At 67.6% G+C, this 21195-nt stretch carries 28 protein-coding genes and 1 riboswitch; of the genes, 9 read left to right on the plus strand and 19 right to left on the minus strand.

Annotated features, from left to right (window positions below):
- Positions 1–107: 107 nt before the first annotated feature.
- The 11 genes from AUC44_RS09985 to AUC44_RS10035 all read right to left on the minus strand — a co-directional run bounded on the left by AUC44_RS09985 (position 108) and on the right by AUC44_RS10035 (position 5175).
- Positions 108–548 (minus strand): hypothetical protein, encoded by a 441-nt coding sequence (locus AUC44_RS09985; RefSeq protein WP_062158492.1) that lies wholly within the window; start codon positions 546–548, stop codon positions 108–110.
- Entirely contained in the window at positions 545–1174 is a 630-nt protein-coding gene (locus tag AUC44_RS09990; protein WP_062158493.1) for a hypothetical protein, read from the minus strand. Before AUC44_RS09990 ends, AUC44_RS09985 begins: the two co-directional genes overlap by 4 nt.
- Before the next feature lie 2 nt (positions 1175–1176).
- Positions 1177–1446: a hypothetical protein gene (locus AUC44_RS09995; RefSeq protein ID WP_062158494.1), complete on the minus strand. Its 270-nt coding sequence runs from the start codon at positions 1444–1446 to the stop codon at positions 1177–1179.
- Positions 1446–1694, minus strand: a complete 249-nt coding sequence (locus AUC44_RS10000) for a hypothetical protein (RefSeq protein WP_157445297.1) — start codon at positions 1692–1694, stop codon at positions 1446–1448. Before AUC44_RS10000 ends, AUC44_RS09995 begins: the two co-directional genes overlap by 1 nt.
- A gap of 106 nt (positions 1695–1800) precedes the next feature.
- Entirely contained in the window at positions 1801–2319 is a 519-nt protein-coding gene (locus tag AUC44_RS10005) for a hypothetical protein (protein WP_157445298.1), read from the minus strand.
- 250 nt (positions 2320–2569) lie between these two features.
- Positions 2570–3052, minus strand: a complete 483-nt coding sequence (locus AUC44_RS10015; RefSeq protein ID WP_062158498.1) for a hypothetical protein — start codon at positions 3050–3052, stop codon at positions 2570–2572.
- 20 nt (positions 3053–3072) lie between these two features.
- Entirely contained in the window at positions 3073–3456 is a 384-nt protein-coding gene (locus AUC44_RS10020; protein ID WP_062158499.1) for a hypothetical protein, read from the minus strand.
- Positions 3453–3737, minus strand: a complete 285-nt coding sequence (locus AUC44_RS10025) for a hypothetical protein (RefSeq protein WP_197408529.1) — start codon at positions 3735–3737, stop codon at positions 3453–3455. Before AUC44_RS10025 ends, AUC44_RS10020 begins: the two co-directional genes overlap by 4 nt.
- Positions 3738–3762: 25 nt before the next feature.
- On the minus strand, positions 3763–4482 hold the full coding sequence (locus AUC44_RS10030) for an ATP-binding protein (protein WP_062158501.1): 720 nt from the start codon (positions 4480–4482) through the stop codon (positions 3763–3765).
- A gap of 1 nt (position 4483) precedes the next feature.
- Positions 4484–4645, minus strand: coding sequence for a hypothetical protein (locus AUC44_RS16545; RefSeq protein WP_157445299.1), 162 nt, complete (start codon positions 4643–4645; stop codon positions 4484–4486).
- Positions 4642–5175, minus strand: a complete 534-nt coding sequence (locus tag AUC44_RS10035) for a M23 family metallopeptidase (protein WP_062158502.1) — start codon at positions 5173–5175, stop codon at positions 4642–4644. The genes AUC44_RS16545 and AUC44_RS10035 overlap by 4 nt, the downstream gene beginning before the upstream one ends.
- A 102-nt stretch (positions 5176–5277) precedes the next feature.
- On the opposite strand from AUC44_RS10035, the gene AUC44_RS16830 reads away from it, so the two are divergent.
- A protein-coding gene (locus tag AUC44_RS16830) for an IS630 family transposase (RefSeq protein ID WP_197408525.1) occupies positions 5278–6286 on the plus strand; the annotation gives its coding sequence in 2 pieces (ribosomal slippage) (positions 5278–5745 and positions 5747–6286; 1008 coding nt in all).
- Positions 6287–6325: 39 nt separating this feature from the next.
- Here the strand turns inward: AUC44_RS16830 and AUC44_RS16550 are convergent.
- A complete protein-coding gene (locus AUC44_RS16550) occupies positions 6326–6946 on the minus strand; it encodes a hypothetical protein (RefSeq protein ID WP_157445301.1) in 621 nt (206 codons plus the stop codon).
- A 73-nt stretch (positions 6947–7019) separates the two neighbouring features.
- On the opposite strand from AUC44_RS16550, the gene AUC44_RS10045 reads away from it, so the two are divergent.
- The 6 genes from AUC44_RS10045 to AUC44_RS10070 all read left to right on the plus strand — a co-directional run bounded on the left by AUC44_RS10045 (position 7020) and on the right by AUC44_RS10070 (position 13359).
- Positions 7020–8372, plus strand: coding sequence for a recombinase family protein (locus AUC44_RS10045; RefSeq protein WP_062158503.1), 1353 nt, complete (start codon positions 7020–7022; stop codon positions 8370–8372).
- 47 nt (positions 8373–8419) lie between these two features.
- Complete coding sequence (gene miaB / locus AUC44_RS10050) at positions 8420–9799, plus strand: tRNA (N6-isopentenyl adenosine(37)-C2)-methylthiotransferase MiaB (protein ID WP_062158504.1); 1380 nt, start codon at positions 8420–8422, stop codon at positions 9797–9799.
- Between the two features lie 128 nt (positions 9800–9927).
- On the plus strand, positions 9928–10428 hold the full coding sequence (locus AUC44_RS10055) for a hypothetical protein (protein ID WP_157445302.1): 501 nt from the start codon (positions 9928–9930) through the stop codon (positions 10426–10428).
- 129 nt (positions 10429–10557) lie between these two features.
- Complete coding sequence (locus AUC44_RS10060; RefSeq protein WP_157445303.1) at positions 10558–11712, plus strand: DUF3500 domain-containing protein; 1155 nt, start codon at positions 10558–10560, stop codon at positions 11710–11712.
- Between the two features lies 1 nt (position 11713).
- Positions 11714–12253, plus strand: a complete 540-nt coding sequence (locus AUC44_RS10065) for a hypothetical protein (protein ID WP_157445305.1) — start codon at positions 11714–11716, stop codon at positions 12251–12253.
- Entirely contained in the window at positions 12250–13359 is a 1110-nt protein-coding gene (locus AUC44_RS10070; RefSeq protein WP_062158508.1) for a HupE/UreJ family protein, read from the plus strand. Before AUC44_RS10065 ends, AUC44_RS10070 begins: the two co-directional genes overlap by 4 nt.
- Before the next feature lie 111 nt (positions 13360–13470).
- On the opposite strand, the gene AUC44_RS10075 is transcribed toward AUC44_RS10070, so the two are convergent.
- Positions 13471–14085 (minus strand): hypothetical protein, encoded by a 615-nt coding sequence (locus tag AUC44_RS10075; protein WP_157445306.1) that lies wholly within the window; start codon positions 14083–14085, stop codon positions 13471–13473.
- Between the two features lie 135 nt (positions 14086–14220).
- The gene (locus AUC44_RS10080; protein WP_062158510.1) at positions 14221–14661 is read right to left on the minus strand and encodes a hypothetical protein; all 441 of its coding nucleotides are present in this window, start codon (positions 14659–14661) and stop codon (positions 14221–14223) included.
- A gap of 69 nt (positions 14662–14730) precedes the next feature.
- Positions 14731–14814: riboswitch (cyclic di-GMP riboswitch) on the minus strand.
- A 185-nt stretch (positions 14815–14999) separates the two neighbouring features.
- Between AUC44_RS10080 and AUC44_RS10085 the strand changes: the two genes are divergently transcribed.
- Both AUC44_RS10085 and AUC44_RS10090 read left to right on the plus strand, forming a co-directional pair.
- A complete protein-coding gene (locus tag AUC44_RS10085) occupies positions 15000–15593 on the plus strand; it encodes a hypothetical protein (protein ID WP_062158511.1) in 594 nt (197 codons plus the stop codon).
- 108 nt (positions 15594–15701) lie between these two features.
- Positions 15702–16253, plus strand: a complete 552-nt coding sequence (locus tag AUC44_RS10090; protein WP_157445308.1) for a hypothetical protein — start codon at positions 15702–15704, stop codon at positions 16251–16253.
- Positions 16254–16308: 55 nt separating this feature from the next.
- On the opposite strand, the gene AUC44_RS10095 is transcribed toward AUC44_RS10090, so the two are convergent.
- The 5 genes from AUC44_RS10095 to AUC44_RS10115 form a co-directional block, all read right to left on the minus strand.
- The gene (locus tag AUC44_RS10095) at positions 16309–17259 is read right to left on the minus strand and encodes a ring-cleaving dioxygenase (RefSeq protein WP_062158513.1); all 951 of its coding nucleotides are present in this window, start codon (positions 17257–17259) and stop codon (positions 16309–16311) included.
- Positions 17260–17490: 231 nt separating this feature from the next.
- Positions 17491–18672, minus strand: a complete 1182-nt coding sequence (locus AUC44_RS10100; RefSeq protein WP_062158514.1) for an acetyl-CoA C-acyltransferase — start codon at positions 18670–18672, stop codon at positions 17491–17493.
- The gene (locus AUC44_RS10105; RefSeq protein WP_062158515.1) at positions 18665–19801 is read right to left on the minus strand and encodes a glycosyltransferase family 4 protein; all 1137 of its coding nucleotides are present in this window, start codon (positions 19799–19801) and stop codon (positions 18665–18667) included. The genes AUC44_RS10100 and AUC44_RS10105 overlap by 8 nt, the downstream gene beginning before the upstream one ends.
- Entirely contained in the window at positions 19794–20930 is a 1137-nt protein-coding gene (locus tag AUC44_RS10110) for a glycosyltransferase family 4 protein (RefSeq protein ID WP_231724412.1), read from the minus strand. Before AUC44_RS10110 ends, AUC44_RS10105 begins: the two co-directional genes overlap by 8 nt.
- 64 nt (positions 20931–20994) lie before the next feature.
- Entirely contained in the window at positions 20995–21192 is a 198-nt protein-coding gene (locus AUC44_RS10115) for a hypothetical protein (protein WP_062158516.1), read from the minus strand.
- Positions 21193–21195: the final 3 nt, after the last annotated feature.

Raw genomic sequence — 21195 nt, forward strand, 5'->3', positions numbered from 1 at the left:
ACTCGGCGCTGCAGCCGGGGACGTGCGCCGCTGCAGCAGGTACGCCGCGCCGGCCGTGCCGGCACCCAGCACGCCCAGCAGCAGCGCCAGGGACACGGCCGTGCGCATCAGTTCCCCCGCCCGTAGAGACTGCCAGCGGAGACGCCGAAGGATCCGGAGCTCGTGCCGGTGTTGCCGGACGGTGTGAAGCCGCTGCTGGTGGTGGCCGCACCCGTGCCTGCGGGTGTGTCGTAGGTATAGCGGTCGCTGTAGCGTTCGCCGTACAGGCCGCCCGGGCGGGGCGCGAGCGGCATGGGCGGCGCAATGCTGTTCACCCAGCGGTCCCAGACGCTGGTATAACTGCCGCTGACGAGATTGTTGTGCAGGCCGAAGTCCGGCACGAGATCCCAGAATCCACTGGGATTCGGGATGGGATTACCGGGGGTGCCCAGATCCGTGCCGTACCCGGCGAGCGGATCCGGACGCATCAGCACCGCGGCCCCGGCGGCCGCCATGGCCACAGCGGCGCCGGCGAGCAGGAGCATGGTGGGGGTGAACTTCTTGGTCATGTCGTCCTCACGGTGAAGGGCTGCTTCGTCACGCCCAGCTGAGCCAGGTTGGCGATGAGGTTCTGCTGCTTGGTGTTCAGTTCGCTCAGGCGGGTCAGGATGGGGCGTTTCTGCGCGGCCATCTTCTGGTCCCAGTCGGCCTTGGCCTTGACGTCCCAGCCTTCACTGAGGTCGTTTCGCTTGTTGCAGCCGAATCCGAAGGTGTAGGCGTCGTAGCAGCTCTGCATGTGCTTGGCGGACCACGCCTGGATGTGCTCCTGGGACATGGGCGCCGCGTCGATGCTGTTGAGCTGATCGGTGAGCCGCTTGATCTCGTTCTGCGCCTCGGAAAGCGCCTGGTCGAGTTCACGGATCTTGTCCGCACGGCGCCACTCCTCCTGCCGTTTCCGTTCGGCTTCCTGCGCGGCGAAGATGTCCGACGCGCTGGGGCCGATGGGGGCAACCACGCCGTTGCCGATCGGCAGGGAAGGAACGCCGGTGGCAGGCGTGCCGGACGTGGTGGCGCTGGGGCTGCCCGGAGAACTCAGGCGGGGTTTGAGCAGCAGGTACCCGCCCACGCCTGCACCCACGAGCAGCAGCGCCCCCAGGGAAACACTGACGGCAAGCATGGCCGTTCCGTCCTTCATGGTCACCAGTCCTTCTTCACGCCGGCGTACGCCCAGCCGGGGCCGATGTAGGAGTAATCGACCGGGCCGGTGTCGATCAGGACACTGGGGGCGTACCCGGTGGCCACACCCACCTGCACGGGTGGCAGGGAGGCGTCGGCCTTCCCAGGCAGCGTGACCGGCGCGCCCGTCCCGCCCGCGGCCACCTGGGGCCGGCGCAGGGTCAGCGCCAGCGCCACCCCGCCGGTCGCCAGGACGCCCAGAAGCGCCACGGCCAGGACGGGGCGGCGCATCAGGCCACCACCCGGTACGCGATGACGCCGAGGGCGACGATGCCCACTGCCAGTAGCCCGTAGGTCAGGGTCTGCTGGGTGGTCTTCGCCTGCAGGCGTTCATGCTCGATCTGAGCCTGGATGGCGGCCGTCTGCGCGTTGGCTGCGGCTTCGGCCGCCTCCGCTTTGGCCTTGCCGGTCCCGGTGAACGAATCGACGATGCTGGCGACGGGGCTGGCGAGTGCCCCCACAGCGGCTAACCATTCCATGGGCCCTCCTGGGGTGCCAGAGCTGATCGTGCTGCTGGCGTGCACCGCGGCCGCCTGCGTGTCATACGCGGCGGTTCGCTGGTAGTTCGTGCCGAAGTCCACGCGCTCAGAGCGTCCCGCCGCGCAGCTTCAGTTCCGCCTCCGCGTTCAGGCGCGCGGCGTCGAGCACGCGGATGGGCGTGTCAAAAAGTGGCAGGCTCAGCTCGTGCCGGGCGTACCGGTCGAAGGGGATGGGCGTGGTGCTGCGCACGGCGAGTTCCAGGCGGAACTGCGGGGGCAGCGGGTACTCGCGGCCGTCACTGCCGAAGGTGGGGGCGCTGCGGGCGTTCACCTGGTTCGTCTCGTTGATGCTGCGCAGCGCGCCGCCGAAGAGTTTCGCGCTGGACACGTCGCTGCCCAGGGGGCGCACCACGCGCAGTTCGAATTCACCGTTGCCGGTCGTGAAGTAGACGGCCACGCGCGTGGCGTTCCCGGGCCGGTCGACCGTGACGGTGCCGGCGTTCCAGTCAACGGCCGTCACGGCCGCGGGCAGCCAGGTCGTGCCGCCGTCCGCGCTGGTGTAGGCCTGCACGTCCGGGTGGCCGGTCGTGGGGAACGCCGCGGCGGGGCGGGGGGAGCGGACCAAGCTGTGCCCGGCGGCCGCCAGATCCACCACGTAGGGGCCGGCCGCGGTGCCGCCCGCTACGCCCACCTCGTGGCGGCCCTGCAGGTAGAAGCGGAAGGGCTCACCCCCCTTGAAGAGCAGCAGGTGCCCCAGCGGACCGCTTCACGCCCGGTCAGCAGGCCCAGGACCTGCTGACCGGGCGTGAAGCGGTCCGCGGTGAGCGTGATGCGCATGGCGTTCCCCAGCACCTGGAAGGGGTAGGCGCCCGTCATCAGTTCAGCTCCTCGAAGTCGATCTGGAAGAACGACTTCGTGGTGTCCACCACGTCAGGGCCCTCGACGTGGATCAGCAGCTGGTGCCCTTCGGGGATCTCAATGCCCAGGTTGGTGTTCAGGTCACTCTGGCTGATGATGGTGGCCTTGAAGTCCTCGTTGCGCTGATCCTGGGTGCTCAGGTCACGCCAGATGCTGTAAGGCAGTGCGCGGTGGAACTTGGGGAACTCGTCGGCCGGGCCGCGCGTGCCGATCAGGACGCGGGAGGCGCCGCTGATCTTGTTGCCGGCCGCGTCGCGCAGGTCCAGGATGATGTAGGTGCCCTGCACGCTGCGGTCGCGCACGTCGTTGCGGTTGTGCAGGCGGTACATGGCGCCGCGGGGCACGGTGATCTTCGCGTAGGGCGTGGCGACGTTCGCCACGTTCGCGGTGAGGGCGACGACGCTGGGATTGCTCTGGCTGGTGATGCTGGTTTTACGCATGGGTCACGTCTCCTTGAAGGTCAGCGGATGGCCGGGAAGAGGTCCTGCAGGATGTGAGCGACCGCCACGGCCGCAATCCCCAGGAAGGCGTACTGGGCGTTGCCGTTCGGCACGTACTCGATGCCTGCCACGGAACCCACAACCAGGCCGAGGCGGGCGAGCTGGCGGTTGGTGCCCAGTTGCGGGGCTTCCGCACCGGCCTTGCCGTCCGCGTCCGGCGCGAAGAACTTCAGCTGACCGCCCTGCAGGCTGGCGATGCCGAACGTGTCGCGCATGCCGGTCCACAGTTGCTTCTCGATCACGGCGCCCACGGCCGCGCCGGCGGCAGTCGCCAGCACGCGCGGATCCGTGAGGGTTTCGATGATGTTGCCGTCCGGTTTACTGAGCCACTGTTCCTTTTTCATGCCTGCTCCTTGAGAGATTCGATGCGCACAGCGGCGTATTCACGGCGGATCAGCGCGCGAATGAGTTGCCGCACCGCTTCCCGCTCTGCCCAGTCGACGACCGGCAGATCCATGTACCGGCCGATGACCGGCAGGGCGTGATCCACCGCCTCAATGCGGGGCATGGCGAGATCCAGCGCGAACGCTTCCCGCTCCTGCCCGTCCACGCCGGGCAGGGCGTTCCAGGCGTGCGCGACGCCCTCACGGGCAAGGGCCGTCACCTGCGCCCAGATCTGTTTCATGACTTCCTGGTTCATGGGGTCTCCTTTACGCGGCGATCGCCACGCGCCCGCCCTGTCCGTCCCGGCGGATCACGACCGTGCGGCCGCGCTTGCTGTCCCGCACGGCGTACTCCAGGGCCTGCCCGTCATCCGGCCGCGCGAACGTTTCCGGATCCGGGATGGACGGGAAGAGCGACTGGATGCGCCTCCGGTCGTTGAAGTCGGTCATGTTGAACACGACCAGGACGTTCACCTGCTTGATGGCCAGGTGCGACAGGGTTTCGCCGGTGGTGCTCTGTAGCGTCTGCGTGATCTTCACGAGGTCGAACCCGAACTTGCGGCCCTCGGTTTCCAGGCGGGCCATGGCGGCCGGCATGCTCTTCTTCGCCAGGAACAGGTGCGTCTCGTCGTACACGACCAGGCACTCCGTGACGCTGGTGTTGTACTGGCCCAGGAGCCACAGGGCGCGGCCCAGGGTGTCCAGGAAGCGCTTGCAGTTCTCACCGGGCGCGACTTCGAAGAACACGCGCTTGTGATGCCGGATGAGGCCCGCGAGGCCTTCGACGTCGTACTCGCGCTGCTGCTGCTCTTCACCCACGTACTCGCGGTGCGCGCAGTGGCGGGACAGCTCCTCGGTGGTGTTGATCATCACGAGGTGCCGGGCGCGGCCTTCCAGGGCAGGCAGGAGATCCTGGTCGACCCAGTGGCTCTTGCCGCTGCCGGACGAGCCGCAGACGAGCATGTTCAGGTACCCGCGGCCGGCCACGTCAGTCCGTCTCGGTCTCGTCGTCCAAGAGTTCCCTGGCCGTGTCCGCGTCGACCACCAAAACGGTCTGGCGGGGACGGGTGGGGATCAGGCCCTCGAGGAGTTTCAGGAGGCCGTAGGCGGCCAGGGTCGTCAGGATGATCTCTTCCGTGCGGTTGTTCATGCGTGCACCACCTTCTGGGTCGTGGGGTTCAGAGCGCTGCGGCCGTTCAGGAAGGCCAGCGGATCCGAGAAGTACTTGCGGGTCAGGGCATCCTCGACGGGATCCAGCCCAGCGAGCGGACGGGCCACGCCGCCGGTCGCGGGGTTGTGCGGGTTGAAGCGCGGGTTGGGCAGGGCGAGCTTGATCACGTCGAAGTGCAGGTGCACGTTGTCGGTGCCGCTGGTGCCCATGCGGCCGATCTGCTGGCCGGCCGTGACGCGCTGGCCTTCTTTGACGTCCCGGGCGTACAGGTGCGAGGACCGCGTGTAGAGGCCCAGCTGCGCGTGGTAGATCACGACGTTGTGGCCATACCCGGAGGCGCTGGCGGGCGGGGTGCTGCTGACGACCACACCGTCAGCCATCGCCACGACCTTCAGGCCCAGCGGGCCCAGGAAGTCGATCCCGGTGTGGTAGCCGTAGCCGCTGCGGTACGTGCCCAGCGCGGCGTGCCCCATGAATCTGGGGCCGATCCGGACGCGGGACAGGTCCACGGGCCAGTAGAAGGGCCCGGCCGGGGTGGGCGTGGACGTGTCGCGCTTGGGGGGCGGGGGCTTATTGATAGCGACGTAAATACGAGCTGGTATGCTGGAGGTGTGGCTGAATGGCATCCATCCAAGTACTCCCGGGCGCAGCTGGAGGAACGCCGACTGGCGGCGACCCCCTGGCTTCAAGGGGGCCAGCATTCACAGCAGGCGATTGCCGATCACTTTGGCGTGTCCGTCCACACCGTCAGTAACTGGAAGAAACGCCTGAAGCGCACCGGCAGTCTCCAGGCAACGGTGACGACAGGACGCCCATCCCGACTCACCGCCGCCCAGCTCGAACAGGTCCGCACCCTCCTGCGGGAGGGTGCGCTGCACCACGGCTTCCCTGATCCGACCTGGAGCACCAGACGAGTCGCAGACCTGATCGGGCGGCACTTCGACGTGTGGTACCACCCCGATCACGTCCGGAGAATTCTTCGTCAGCTGGGGTTCACGCCCCAGATGCCGGATGGACGGGCAGCAGAACGTAATGAACTCCGGATCGCGTCCTGGAAAGAACAGGTGGCTCCGGAGTTGGGAAAAAAAGGTCGCGCAGGGCGCAACCCTGGTGTACCTGGATGAGGTTGGCTTCTCGCTGAAAGGCGTGCGAAGACGAACGTGGTCGACCAGGGGCGTCACGCCCCTGGTCACACTCCCGGCCAACTGGGAAAAACTCTCGACCATCGGGGCGATCACCTCGGACGGTCGATTCTTCCAGCACACGAAGCCTGGGGCGATCCGGAGTGGGGACGTCATCCGGTTCTTCCAGCATCTGTTGCGCCATGCGCAGGGGGAGATCGTGGTGGTGCTGGACAACGCGGGCATTCACCGAGCGAAGGCAACTCAGGCGTTCGTGGATCTCCACGAACGCCTGTCGCTGGTGTTTTTGCCGCCTTACGCTCCAGAGTTGAATCCGATCGAGCTGGTGTGGGCGTACGTGAAGCGGAATGTGCTGGGGAACTTCTGTGCCCGCTCAGTGGGCATGCTGAAAGCGAAGCTGGTGAAGGCCTGGCAGCGGGTTCGGTACATCGACCTGCCTCAACATTTGATGGACTCGAACTTATGCCGTTATCAATAATGCATCGCAGTCAAAGTCAAGTGTGGTTGACCATAGTAATTAAATAGATTTTTTTACTTTTATCGTGTTGCAAGTCTCTTCGATTGTTTTTATGTTCTCCACGCGTTCAGTTGTTCCAAGACATCTAATCCTGGCCAAACCTTCAATTCTCTCAAATGATTCAAAGTTAAAGCGAGTAGTTTGTGAGCTCCGGGCGCCATTTCTAGTTTCGGAGATTTGAATATCCCTATTACTATATCTTCTCACTTCAGTCACTCTGTCGTACATCAAGTTTGGCATATTGCCCGAATTTAAATTATAAATCCCGATTGAAATATTAATGTCTCTGTATTTATCCCTCATCTCTAGCTCGTTGCTTTCACTATCTTGAATTTCAAAAGTACCAAGTGCATTCACGGATAAGTCAAACCTACCCTCATCTTCATTATCTGGAAGGCTGAGTATCTTTGAATATCGAAGAGGTCCAATTTTCTCAGCACTGGCCATAGCACGGGCAATTTCTTTTTTAGCTTTATAGTCAATAAAGATAAATATTGATGAAAATGAAATCCATACTATGCCAAACAACGACACAAGGATTTTAAACATTAAAGATGCTTTTCTACCCATCCACAACAAAGAAGCCACAATTATGATTCCGAACAACATAGTGTAGAGCACACCAGAGTATAACGGCACTTATTCCTTATCGTTGCCTCAAGTGAGGATCACTGTGACTGCACTACCCGCCGCAATGTACCTTCGAGTATCCAGCAAGCCTCAGGCCGGTGAGGACCGTTTCGGCCTTGCCGCCCAGGAGCACGAGTGCCGCGCCTACGCCGCGCGCCTGGGCCTCCAAGTGGCGCGGGTGTATGTCGACCAGATCACGGGCGTCTCCAGCGACCGCGTGCAGTTCCAGCAGCTTCTGCAAGACGCCCCGGCGTACAGCGCCGTGATCCTCGGCGTGCAAGACCGGCTGGCGCGGGACGTACCTCTCTCCTACGCCATGCTGGGCGCCCTGCAGGACGCCGGCCTGAAGGTGTACAGCGCCGGGGAAGGTGCGCTGGACCTGGAAGACGACTCGTCCGCGCTGGGCTTCGGGATCCGCGCGGTGATCGCCGATCAGGAGCGTCGGCGCATCACCAAGCGCATGTACAGCGGGAAGCTGGCCAAGGTGCGCGCGGGGCAGCCAGTCACGCCGATCAGCGCGTACGGATGGCGGAACGGCCAGGTGCTCGAGGAGCAGGCCCGGTGGGTGCGCTGGATCTTCGACCAGCTGGAAACACAGGGTTCCAATCAGGTCATGTGGGCCCTCGAGGCACATGGGGTGCCCTCCCCTGCCGGGCGACCGCGTTGGGGGAAAAGCACGATCCTGAAGCTGGTGCAGAACCCGCTGTACCGGGGCGTGTACGAGTATGGCCGGAAGGGTGAGCGCCTGACTCTGCAGGTCGAGGCCCTGGTCACGCCAGAGCAGTGGTACCGCGTGAACGCGGTCATACAGGGACGCTTCCGTAATCAGGGCCGGGCGGGGTCGCAGGCGCACGTGTACGAGTTACAGGGCGTGGCGCGGTGTGGCGCCTGCGGGCACGTGATTACGTCTACAGGCGTCCAGCATCTCAAGAGTGGGGGCAAGCTCCGGTACTACTACTGCCGGGGCACCCTGAAGGTCGAGGGCGCCAACTGCACGCACTGGACGTACTACCGCATCGAGGAGGTCCACGACGTCGTGCACCAGGCGCTGCGGCAACTGGCAGGGGATGCGGATGCGGTCCTGCGGGCCGTGCAGACACCTGCCCCGCGCGGCCCGGTGCAGGGTGAAGCACTGGCCCGGCTGGACGCCGAGTGGGAACGCTGGAAGGGCGCGCTGCGAGCCGGAGCCATCACGCCGGAGGAGCTAGCCAGCGAACGCCGGCGCATCGATGAGGCCCGGGCAAAGTTGCGCGCGGCACCTGCGGCGGCCGCCCCGCTGGACGTGCAGGCCTGGCAGGCAGCCCTCTCGGACAAGCTGGGCAGCCTACCCCTCGGCGAAACGCTGCGCGCCGCCGGGATCACGGTCTTGCTGAGCGAAGGCGGCGCTGTGACATTCCAGGTGCGTGGTGGTCGCTAGAATCGCCCGCATGTGGTTCTGGAAATACAACCTGGGAGACGTATAAAGTGCGTGCCCACATAGTCACCTACGGGTGCCAGATGAACGAGTACGACACGCATCTGGTGCAGTCGCAACTCGTGAGTTTCGGGGCGGACATCGTGGACAGCGTGGACGTGGCCGATTTCGTGCTGCTGAACACCTGCGCCATTCGCGGGAAACCCGTCGAGAAGGTCCGCAGTCTGCTGGGCGACCTGCGCAAGATCAAGGCCCGCCGCCCCCTGGTGATCGGCATGATGGGTTGCCTCGCGCAGCTGGAGGAAGGGCAGCAGATGGCCCGGAAGTTCGGCGTGGACGTGCTGCTGGGCCCCGGGAGCCTGCTGGAGATCGGGAAGGCGCTGGAGAGCAACGAGCGCTTCTGGGGTCTGGCGTTCCGGGATGAGCTGCACGACCACGTGCCGCCTGCTCCGGTCGGGCAGTTGCAGGCGCACCTGACGATCATGCGGGGGTGTGACCACCACTGCACGTACTGCATCGTGCCGACGACGCGCGGGCCGCAGGTGAGCCGTCATCCGGACGACATCCTGCGGGAACTGGATTCGCTGCTGGTGGCGGGCGTGCAGGAGGTGACGCTGCTGGGGCAGAACGTGAACGCGTACGGCGTGGATCAGGGCGCGCGGCTGGGCGGGTATCCGAGTTTCGCGAACCTGCTGCGGCTGGTGGGGCGCAGTGGGGTGCGGCGCGTGAAGTTCACGACGAGCCACCCGATGAATTTCACGGAGGATGTGGCGGCGGCCATGGCGGAGACGCCCGCGATCTGCGAGTACGTGCACCTGCCGGTGCAGAGTGGGAGCAGCCGCGTGCTGAGGCGCATGGCGCGCGAGTACACCCGCGAGGATTACCTGCGGCACGTGGCGGACATCCGCAGGCACCTGCCGCACGCGGTGCTGGCGACGGACATCATCGTGGGCTTCCCCGGCGAGACCGAGGAGGACTTCCAGGAGACGCTGAGTCTGTACGACGAGGTCGGCTTCGACAGCGCGTACATGTTCGCGTACTCCCCCCGCCCCGGGACACCAAGTTACAAGCACTTCGACGACCTGCCGCGCGAGGTGAAGACCGAGCGGCTGGCCCGGCTGATTGCCAGACAGAAGGAGTGGAGCGCCCGCAAGAACACCGCGAAGGTCGGCACCGTGCAGGAACTGCTGCTGCGCGGGGACGCGCACGACTCCGGGTTTCTGGAGGGGCACACGCGCGGCAATCACCCCACGGTGGTGCCCAAGGCGGTGGGCGTGACGGGCCCGGGGGTTCACCGCGCGCGCATCGAGCACGCCACGCCGCACATGATGTACGCCAGGCTGATCGACGCGCAGGGCAACGACCTGCCGGAGTTGCCGAACCTGAACCCGGAGGCGGCGGCCCTGAGTGCCCCGCTGGCGCTGGCCTGAGGCCGGTTGACCGGCGCGCCGCCCCGTTCATCCGCGCGGGGCGGCGTTCATCTGCTTGAGGGTCCTCCTCTGCGGGTTCTCAGGGAACCATCATGTTAATGGGGGGCTCAGGCGCGAAAGTGAACCGCATGAAGAAAGTGATTCTCGCCGCACTGGCCACTCCTGTCGTCCTCGCGTCCTGCGGTACCGCGCTGGGCGGCAGCGACGGCAGCGAAAAACTCCTGAGCGTCACGACCAGCCACACCAGCGCGGGCGCGCCCGTCCTGTGCAACGCCGTCGGCGGCGTGGACAGCGGCACGCAGATCGTGATCGGCCTCGCGGCGGGCGGCACCATCCAGAACGTCCGCGTGAATCTGAAAGACGAGGCCGGGAAGATCGTCAGCACCACCGACGTCGCCGGGAACTACCTGCTCAAGGGTGACAAGGACGGCGAGTACAAGCTGCCCCTGACCCGCCGCAGCACCGGCGCCCTGACAGTCAACTCGGCCGTGAACACCGTGGCGGCCGTGACGGTGGGGGGCGCGCCCATCCAGACCCTGAAAACGGACATCGTCATCAACCGTACCCGCAGCGCCGTGCCGCTCGCCAGCACGGTAGCGCTGCCCGTGTACGCCACCTGCACGCTGTAACCTCAGCCGGCTCCGCTGTGTGCCCCCGCCCCACGCGGGGGTTTTTCACGCAGGTCTTAACCTTCCCTTAAACGGGGTCAGGTGTGATGCGTCTCACAGGCAGCCGCACGCCGCCTGGAGGAGACACACGTGAAATCACCCACCTGGATTCCCCTGACGGCCGCCCTTGGCGCGGTCACCCTGAGCCTCTCCCTGATGACCGCCAGCGCCGGCAGTGCAGGCACCCCCACCGTGAGCACAGTGAACGGCAGCACGGACGCCCAGACGCAGCAGATCGTGACGGCCGCCCGGGCGTTCCTGGGAACGCTGAGCGCCGCGCAGCGCCAGAGCGTGGCCTTCGCCTTCACGGACAGCGCGCAGCGCCAGCGCTGGTCGAACTTTCCCACCGGCATCTTTCAGCGTAAGGGCCTGCGCTGGGGCGACCTGAACGCCACGCAGCGCGCCGCCCTGACCGCCCTGCTGGGCACCGTGCTGTCCCCGGACGGCCTGAAGATGGTTCAGCAGCAGATGGCCGCCGACGACATCCTGAAAGCCGAGAGTGCCAGCGCAGGCGCGCAGGGGGGCGCACCCCAGGGAGCAACGGGGCAGTCCCCCACCGGTCAGGCCCCGGCCGGGCGCGGCGGTCCCGGTGGCGCGCTGATCTTCGGCAGTGACGAGTACTACGTGTCGTTCCTGGGCACACCCAGCACGACGGGCGCGTGGACCCTCCAGTTCGGCGGGCATCACCTGGCGATCAACGCCACCGTCGCCGGGAAGAACGTCACGCTGTCCCCCAGCCTGACGGGCGGGCAGCCCATCCGCAGCACGGCGAGCGGGAAGACGACCACCGTGATCGAGAAGGTCCCGCAGGAGATCCGGGACGCCAGCGCCCTGCTGGGCAGCCTGAGCGCCGCGCAGAAGGCCAGGGCGGTCGTCAGCACCCAGAGCATCGACCTCGTACTCGGACCAGGGCAGGACGGCAAGACCCTGCAACCCGAGGGCCTGAGCGCCTCCGCGATGACGGCCGCGCAGCAGACGGCGCTGCTGAAGCTCATCCAGGACCGGCTGGGCATCCTGAACGCCGACGATCTGAAAGCCAGGATGACCGACATCCGCAAGAACCTCGCCAAGACCACCTTCGCGTGGTACGGGCCCACGAACGGCTCGGCCGCGTACTACCGCGTGAGCGCCCCCACCGCGATCATCGAGTTCTCCCCGCAGAGCATGGGCGGGGACGCCACGAACCACCTCCATAACATGTACCGCGACCCCAGCAACGACTACGGCGCGGCCTGGACGAAATAACATGAGGATTCGCCCCGTGCCGCTGCTGCTGGCCCTGCTGGGCGCCGCCGAGGCCCACCCGGTGGACGAGGTGGTGCAGGGCGCGTACCTCACCCTGACGCCTGCGGGGGTGGAACTGGAACTGGACATCACGCCCGGCAGCGCCGTCGCCGCGAGCGTCACGGGCAGCCTGGACGCCGACCGCAACGGAACGGTCACGGCCACCGAGGCCGGCGCGTACGCCACGCGGGTCCTGGCCGCGCAGAGCCTGACACTGGACGGCACCCGCGCCCGCTGGACGCTGCGGGACGTGCAGGTGCCACCCCTGGGGAACCTGAAGCTGGGCAGTGACACCCTCAAGATCTTTGCCACCGCTCCCCGAACGCAGCGCAGCGGAGTACATACCCTCAGCTACACGAACTCCTACGCGCCCGCGAAGACGCAGCGGGTGGCGAACATCTTCCTGAAGCCCGGCGGCACCCTGACCGACCGGGTGACCGGGCAGACCCGCAGCGCCGACCTGACCCGCCTGACCGTGCAGTTCACGACCGGGCGGTCATGAGGGGCGCCCTGCGCCAGCTGGGTCTGCGCTGCCTGCTCGTGACCCTGCTGGCGCTGAGCGGCGCGGCGGGCGCGCACAGCCTCACGTTCAGTCAGGTGGACGTGCGCCTGAACCTGAACGCCACGCAGCTGACCGTCACGCTGCCCAGCGCCGCCCTCACGCACGACCCAGGAGCGCTGCCCGCCGGGACGACCACCGCCAGCCTCCAGGCAGCGCCCCTGTCGTCGCCCGTCACGCAGGCCCTCGCGCGGCTGGTGACTGCGCGGCTGCACATCCGGGCCGGCACGCGGAGCCTCCCCCTGACCGTCACCGCTGCCCGCGCCGCCGGGGAGAACGTCACGGTCATCCTGACCGCCCCCGCCGCGCGCGGCGCCGTCACCGTGCAGAGCAACCTCTTCCCCGACGACACCCTGCACAAGACCTTCCTGAACCTGTACCGCGGCCAGAGCCTCGCCGGGCAGTACGCCCTGGACCGCACCCAGACCACCGCCGCGCTGGATGCCCCGCGCGAGGCCACCACGGCGGTCGTCCTGACCTTCATCCGCGAAGGGGTGCGGCACATCTTCATCGGCCCGGATCACATCCTGTTCGTGCTGGCGCTCGTGCTGCTCGGCGGCCGCCCCCGCACGCAGGTCAGGATCATCACGGCGTTCACCGCCGCGCACAGCGTCACGCTGGCCCTCGCCACGCTAAACGTCGTGCAGCTTCCCAGCCGGCTGGTGGAGAGCGTGATTGCCCTGAGCATCGTCGTGGTCGGCCTGCACGACCTGCGCATCCTGCGCCGCGCGGCCCCCGAGGGCATCGGGGCGACCCGCGACCCGCGCGCCGCACTGGCCTTCGGGTTCGGCCTGATCCACGGGTTCGGCTTCGCCAGCGTGCTGCGCGAACAGACCCTCCCGCCACAGGCGGTGGCGTGGTCGCTCGCGGCCTTCAACGTCGGCGTGGAACTCGGGCAGCTGTGCATCCTGCTCGCCGCCGGCGCCGCGCTGCACCTGCTGCGCCGCGCCGCCCGCCCGCACGTCACCCGGACCAGCCTGCGGGTCGCCGCCACGCTGATCACCGCGACCGGCGGTGTGTGGCTGGCCCAGCGCGCGCTGGGCTTCTGAGGGCCACCTTCAGCGCCGTGGTGGATCGGCCAGCGTCCCAGCGCCCCTCAGCTCAGGCCCACGGCCACCCGCACGTCGCCTTCAGGGCGGGGCGCCGCAGCGCGCCGGGACTCACCACGACACGTTCAGGCTCACGCCACCGGTGACCTTCCCGGTCCCGGTATTCACGCTGAGGTTTACGCCCGCCGACCAGCGCGGATCGAAGATGGACTGCTGCACCCCGCTGAGGGCGTAACTCAGGCCCAGGCGGTCACTGCTGGGCGAGTAGTTCAGGGACAGTCCCTGATTCACCTGCTTGGCCTCACCGACCACGTACGGCACGTGCCCGATCACGCGGCCCTCCCGGTTCAGCACCTCCAGAGCGCCGGTGTGGGCGGCCAGGGCCAGCACGCTGACCGTCTGCGCCGTGAACGCCGTCAACCGGACCGGGCTGCCGGGTTCGCCCCGCACCACCAGCCGGGCGTCCGGGCTGCGCAGAAACACCTCGGTCGACACCGGGCTGAGCAGCGAGAAGGTCAGGGTCGCGGTGCTGAACCCCACCCCCAGACGCGCCTCGACCCGCGCCGGCTGCACCAGCACCTCCTGCGCGACCGCCACCGACGGCACCTGCCCCGGCGTGATCGTCACCTGCGGCGCCATGATCTGCGCGCCCCCCACGCCGTGAAGCGACAGCAGCGCTCCCAGCGTCACGGCCAGCCCACGCCGGCTCTGTCTCCGCTTCCCCATGTCTCACTCCCTGCCCGTACCGGGCCGAATACCAGAGAGGCGCGGGATGACCGAACGTCACCCTGCGCCCCTGCGGCTCCACCTCAGTTGTCAGGGGGCCGGCGGACCCGACTCAGGCCCCCTGACACCCGTCGATCAGTAGCTGCTGACGCCCAGGACGTCGTACTTGAGCGTGATCTTGCTGCCCGCCACCACATCAGCCGCCGCGCTCGTGGTGACCTTGATGGTCAGGTTCTGCGTCCCGCCGGGCGTGATGGTCACGTCGTCACTGACCACCGTGGACGCCACGGAATCACTGCCGCTCGTGAGCGCGACGTTTTCGAGGGACACGGTGATGTCACGGTCCGTGGTGTTCACCACGGGAATGGTCACGGTGTACGTCTCGCCGGGCTTCATGACGCTCAGGTCAACGCTGCCGGCGGCCACGTTGAACGAGAGCGCTTGACCGAAGGTGCCGACATCGGCAGTCTCGCCGAGCACGGTGGCGGTGTCGTAATCCACCGGGGTGGAGGCGGCGGCGAAGGCGGGGCCGAAGGACAGCGCGGCGAGCAGAGCAACAGCAGTCAGTGAACGCATCAGAACTCCTCTGGACGGCCACAGGCCATCCAAGTCAGGGAATAGGCTCCGTTCACAGGGAACGGCAGCGTGACGAAAAGCCGGTCGCACCACTTGCTCACCACGTACCAGGTGCCCGGATACAGTACGGGGATCATCGCATCTCTCCGCCAGAACGAGTTCTGTACGAAGTATGAGTAATGTATCAAAGTGAATTTACACTCCCCTTACACCAGGCGAACATGAGGTAGTCACAGGGTCAACAGTGAGTACCGCATCATTTGAACCCCAAGAAATCCTCCACATCACATGAAGCCGCTGTCACCCGGGGGCCGCACGCACCCCACACAGTGAGAGTCATGAAGAAACTGATGCTGGCAGCAGGCGGGCTCACAGGCCTCCTGGCGGGATGCGGTTCATTCGGCGGCGCACCAGACGGCACGAACGCCGTGATGCGCTCGGTCACGACCGAATACAAAGTAGCCGGCTCGAATCCCACCAAATACGTGGGATGCGACCGGATCACCAACCCGACCGATGGCCGTGCCACGAATACGCAGGTCGTCGTGACCTTCAGTGCCGCCGGCAACCTGTCGACAGTGGACGTGAGCCTCGTCGGCGTCCGTACTGGGCAGACCAAAACGCAGACGATCGCCGCCTCCGATCTGCGCAAGAACAGTGCCGGCGACTATCAGGCCATCTTTGACTTCCAGTCCGCCACCAATGACCTGCTGCCCGCCAGCATCATCGTGAACCCCACACTCCGCTCGCCCCGCGATGTGACCGTCAATGATGCCAACAACGTCGGGCAGTTTTACGCCAACCTGACGGTCTCCACGACCAGCGGCTCCACCTTCACCATCACCAGCAAAAATCTCGGGCCATACATCGGCAACATCAGTGTGTACAGCAGCTGCACCCTCAGCGGCACGGCTCAGCCCCTGACGCGCTGAAACCGGCCCTTCATGAACCCCCCCGTGGACCGGGGGGTTTCTTCATTGTTCATGCGGCTTCAGGTGACCATCACAAGACCGTCAGTTTCGACAGGCAGAGTGAGAGGCATGAAAAAGATTGTCCTGGCGGCAGTGGGTCTCACGGGTCTTCTGGCGAGTTGCGGCGGTACGGTCGTGGTGCAACCGTCCGATCCGGTCCGGAACCTTCAACTCAGCGCCTATCAGAGTCAGTACACCCTGCCGACGGATTACCGGGACACGACGACGGGCGTCACGTATCCCCGGGGCACGTCGATCATCTGCGACAACCTGAACACGCGCCTGAGCGTCGACCTGACCTGGGACGGCACCATCAACATGGTCGGCGCGCGTCTGGTCGGCCGCGACACCGGCGCGACGCGCACCGTGTACTCCTCCAACCTGGGCGACCTGTACTCCGCGCGGCCCTCGACTTTCGAGTTCGTGGTCGGCCCGAACACGGCGCCCCTGAGCATGACCCGCACGGGCCTGAGCAGCCAGGCGATTGTCGTGACGCCCGTGAACACCTTCACGGTCAAGGGCGCGACCTTCGTGGACGTGCAGGCGCAGTCCTCGGACGGCACGGTCTCCAACGTGGTGCAGAGCGTCCAGGCCCTTCCCGTCGCCGACTGCACGCTGTAAACCGTCAGGCACACGACGCCGCCCCGATTGACCGGGGCGGCGTTTCGTGATGCGTTCAGGTCAGCGGGGTGAGGCCCGCCTCGATCTGCGCGCGGTGCGGTTCGAGGAACGGGGCGAGCACCAGGGTTTCGCCCAGGTGGTCGGGGTGCTCGTCCACGGCGAAGCCGGGCCCGTCGGTGGCGAGTTCGATCAGGATGCCCTGCGGTTCGCGGTAGTAGATGCTGTGGAACCAGTGGCGGTCGACCTCGCCGCTGGTGCGCAGGCCGAGGCTGCTCAGGTGGGCGTTCCAGTCGTGGTACTGGTCGTCCTGCACGCGCAGGGCGATGTGGTGCACGCCGCCCGCACCGGGCCGGGCGGGGGGCAGGGTCGGGTCGATGCGCAGGTGCAGTTCGGCGTGTGGGCCGCCGTCCTGCATGGCGTATACGTGGATGGTGCGGCTGGGCTGTTCCGGGTCGGGGTAGGTGCCGGCGGGCGTGAGGTGGTAGGCGCGTTCGAGGACGCGGGTGGTGGGGAACAGGTTCGGGAGGGTGAGTTCGCTGGGGCCCAGGCCCAGGATCTGTTTGTCTGCCGGGACGGGGCTGCCCTCCCAGGGGGTGCCGGCCGGGCCGCCCTCGACGAGACTGAGGCGCTGGCCTTCGGGGTCGCTGAAGTCGAGGTGGGCGCGGCCGTGGCGGGTGACGCTGGTGACGGGGGTGCCGCTGGCGGTCAGGTGGGCCTGCCACCAGCTCAGGGTGCCTTCCGGGACGCGCAGGCTGGTGCGGCTGACGCTGTGGTTGCCGGGCTGTTCGCGGGGCACGTCCCACTGGAAGAAGGTGAGGTCGCTGCCGGGGGTGCCGTCGCGGTCGGCATAGAAGAGGTGGTAGGCGGTGACGTCGTCCTGGTTGACGGTCTTCTTCACGAGGCGCAGGCCGAGGGTCTGGGTGTAATAGCAGAGGTTCCCGCGGGCGTCCGCGGTGACGGCGGTGACGTGGTGCAGGCCGTGCGGGGTGAGGGGCGTGGTGGTCATACGCACACTTTAATTCGTTTGATGTTAAGTGATTGTGACGAGCCGACAGCCCTGATGATCTGAGGCAAAGAGCGGGCCGCAGGATCAACACCCACGGCCCACTTCCTCCTTCCCTGGCGATGGTGTCCGGTTCCGGTCACGGGAGAACGGCACTCCTGCCCCCTCCACTTCCCACCACCGCCTCTCGTGTCTTCTCGTTCCACCCGGTTCAGGGCGCGGCCCTGAACGCCGTCACAGCACTTCGAACAGACCGGCCGCGCCCATGCCGCCGCCGATGCACATGGTCACGACGACGTGCTTCGCGCCGCGGCGTTTGCCTTCCAGCAGGGCGTGCCCGGTCAAGCGCGCCCCGCTCATGCCGTAGGGGTGCCCGATGCTGATGGAGCCGCCGTTCACGTTGTACTTCTCCGGATCGATGCCGAGGTGGTCGCGGCAGTACAGGGCCTGCACGGCGAACGCCTCGTTCAGTTCCCACAGGTCGATGTCGTCCACGCTCAGCCCGTGGCGCTTGAGGAGCTTGGGCACGGCGAACACCGGGCCGATGCCCATCTCGTCGGGTTCGCACCCGGCGATGGCGAAGCCCTTGAACAGGCCCAGCGGGGCGAGGCCGCGCTCGCGCGCCACGTCGGCGTTCATGACGACCACGGCGGCCGCGCCGTCGCTGAGCTGGCTGGCGTTCCCGGCGGTGATCACGCCGCCCTCGAACACGGGCTTCAGCTTGCCCAGGCCTTCCAGGGTGGTGTCGGCGCGGTTGCCCTCGTCCAGGGTGCGGGTGACGGTCTGGTCGCTGATCTCGCCGGTGGCCTTGTCCTGCACCTTCATCGCAGCGGTCATGGGGACGATCTCGTGCTCGAACAGGCCGGCCTGCTGGGCGCGGGCGGTGCGCATCTGCGAGTGGTACGCGTACTCGTCCTGCTGCTCGCGCGTGATGCCGTAGCGCTTTGCGACGATCTCGGCGGTTTCCAGCATGGGCATGTAGATGGCGGGCTTGTGTTCCATGAGCCACTCGCCGCGCAGACGGTACTTGTTCGCGTGCTCGTTCTGCGTCAGCGTGATGCTCTCCAGGCCACCCGCGACGTACACGTCGCCCTGGCCGGCCATGACGCTGTTCGCGGCGGTGGCGATGGTCTGCAGGCCGCTGGAGCAGAAGCGGTTCACGGTCTGCCCCGCCACGCCCACGGGCAGGCCAGCGCGCAGCGCGATCTGCCGGGCGATGTTGCTGCCGGTGGCGCCCTCGGGGTTCCCGGCGCCCATGATGACGTCCTCGATCTCGGCGGGGTCCACGCCCGCGCGGGCAATGGCGTGCGTGACGGCGTGCGCGCCCAGGTCGCTGCCGTGCGTGTCGTTCAGGAAGCCGCGGTAGGCCTTGCCGATGGGGGTGCGGGCAGTGGAGACGATGACAGCTTCAGGCATGGGGGTGCTCCTTCGCGGCGTGCGCCGCAGGTGAGGGGTGGGGGACGAGGCGCCGCAGTTGGGTCAGGACGAGCGCGGCGGTGTGATCGGTGGTGTGGTGGTCGAGAACGAACTGCCGCGCGGCCCGCCCGAACGCAGCCGTGCGCCCGGGGTGCGCCGCGAGGGCCCGCAGGGCGCGGGCCAGCACGTCCGGCTGCGCCGGCACCGTCAGGCCCGTCACGCCGTCCTGCACCAGTTCCGCCTGCGCCGGAATGTCCGTGGTCACGACCGGGAGGCCGGACGCCATCGCCTCCAGCGTCACCAGCGACTGGTTCTCCGCCAGCGTGGGTTGCAGCAGCGCGTCCGCCGCGCGGTACAGCTCCGGCATGTCCCAGCGCCGACCCAGGAACCGCACGTTCCGCAATCCCAGCCGCGCCGCGTAGCCCTGCACCAGCGTGCCCACGCTGGAATCCATGTCCCCGACGAACACGAAGTCCAGCTCCGGGGCGTGCCGGGCCGCCCGGACACTCGCCCACTGGTTCTTCTCCGGCGTGAAGCGACCCGGGATCAGGACGGTGAAGCGTGTGAAGCCCAGCGATTCGCGCAGGGTGGCGCGCGCCTCTGGCGGTGCGGGACGGAACTGCCCGGGGTCCACGCCGTTCGTGACGAAGGTCGTGTCCCGCAGGCCCATCGGGCCGCGCAGGAAGTCGGCCCCCCAGCGCGACACGGTCAGCAGGTGCCCGGCGCGGCGCAGCGGGATCGCCTTCGTGCGGCGGTACGTCTCGCGGTACAGCGCCCGCAGCGGCGGCGCGTAGTGGTAGTCCAGCTGGTCGTGCGACACGACCAGCGTGGGCGCGGCCAGCCCCGGCAGCAGCCGCAGGTACGTGCCAGGGTCCCAGGCCTGCAAGAGGCGCAGGTCGAACTCGCGGGTCAGCTCCGGCAGCGCCGTCAGGTCGGTGAAGCGCTGCACCGGAATCCCGGCCTCCCTGAACTGCGCGGCCAGCCGGTCCAGGCTCTCCCCCACCCGCAGGAACACGGTGGGCTGCACGCCGCCCGGCAGGAGGCGCGGCAGGATGTACAGCAGCCACAGTTCACTGCCCGCCACGCGCGGCGCGTCGGTCAGGACGGCCAGCCGCAGCGGGTCAGGCATGCGCCACCGGGGGGGTCAGCAGCACGTCCCGCACCTTGGCGACGGTGTGCTCCAGCGTGTGCCGGCTCAGCACGAAGTCGCGGGCGGCCCGCCCGAATTCCTGCGTGCGCTCGGGGTGCGCCGCGAGGGCGCGCAGGGCGCGGGCCAGCACGTCCGGCTGCGCCGGCACCGTCAGGCCCGTCACGCCGTCCTGCACCAGTTCCGCCTGCGCCGGAATGTCCGTGGTCACGACCGGGAGGCCGGACGCCATCGCCTCCAGCGTCACCAGCGACTGGTTCTCCGCCAGCGTGGGTTGCAGCAGCGCGTCCGCCGCGCGGTACAGCTCCGGCATGTCCCAGCGCCGACCCAGGAACCGCACGTTCCGCAATCCCAGCCGCGCCGCGTAGCCCTGTACCAGCGTGCCCACGCTGGAATCCATGTCCCCGACGAACACGAAGTCCAGCTCCGGGGCGTGCCGGGCCGCCCGGACACTCGCCCACTGGTTCTTCTCGGGGGCGAAGCGGCCCGGAACGAGCACCGTGAAGCGCGTGAAGCCGAACTCGGCTCGCAGCGCCGCGCGGTCCTCCGGGGTGGCCGGGCGGAAGCGGTCCACCTTCACGCCGTTCGTGACGACCTGCACGTCCGGCAGGCGCATGTCGCGCCGCATGAACGCGCCCGCCCACTCGGACACCGTGACCAGCCGGTCGGCCTGCCGGAACGGCGCGGCCTTCGTCCAGGGGTACGTCTCGCGGTACGTCAGCCGCAGCGGCTGCAGGTAGTGGAAGTCGAGTTGATCGTGACTGATCACTATCCGCGGCGAGCGCAGCGCCGGGAGCAGCGTGCGGTACGTGCCCGGCGTCCAGCCCTGCACGATCCGCAGGTCGAAGTCCCGGCTCAGCTCCGGCAGGGTCCGCAGGTCGTCGTAGCGCTGCACGGTCACGCCACCCTCCTCGAAGCGTTCGGCCAGTCCATCGAGCTTCTCCTCCACGCGCAGGAAGACCGTCGCCTGGATGCCGTCCGGCCGGAGGCGCGGCAGGACGTCCAGCAGCCACAGTTCACTGCCCGCCACGCGCGGCGCGTCGGTCAGGACCGCCACGCGCAGCCGCGTGGGGGTGGTGGTCGAGTCAGATTGAACCGGGTCCAGCATCATCCGGTCATGGTAGTGCGGGCCGCCACTCACACGCCACCGCCGACCGCCGCGCGGGACCGCACCGTCATGGGATCCGCTCGGCGGACTGCGGGTCGAACAGGACCGCGCCGGGGCACAGGGCGCCGAAGGCGACCTCCCTGGCCCGGTCGCCGGGGCGCAGGCTGAGCCCCACTCCGGCGTGCCGGGCGACCCGCGCGCCCAGCCCGCCCAGGTCGGTACCGGCCGGGAGAAGCGCGTGGGTCAGGGACGGGGGGACATTCATGGC

The organism is Deinococcus actinosclerus, from assembly GCF_001507665.1.
Lineage (GTDB): Bacteria > Deinococcota > Deinococci > Deinococcales > Deinococcaceae > Deinococcus > Deinococcus actinosclerus.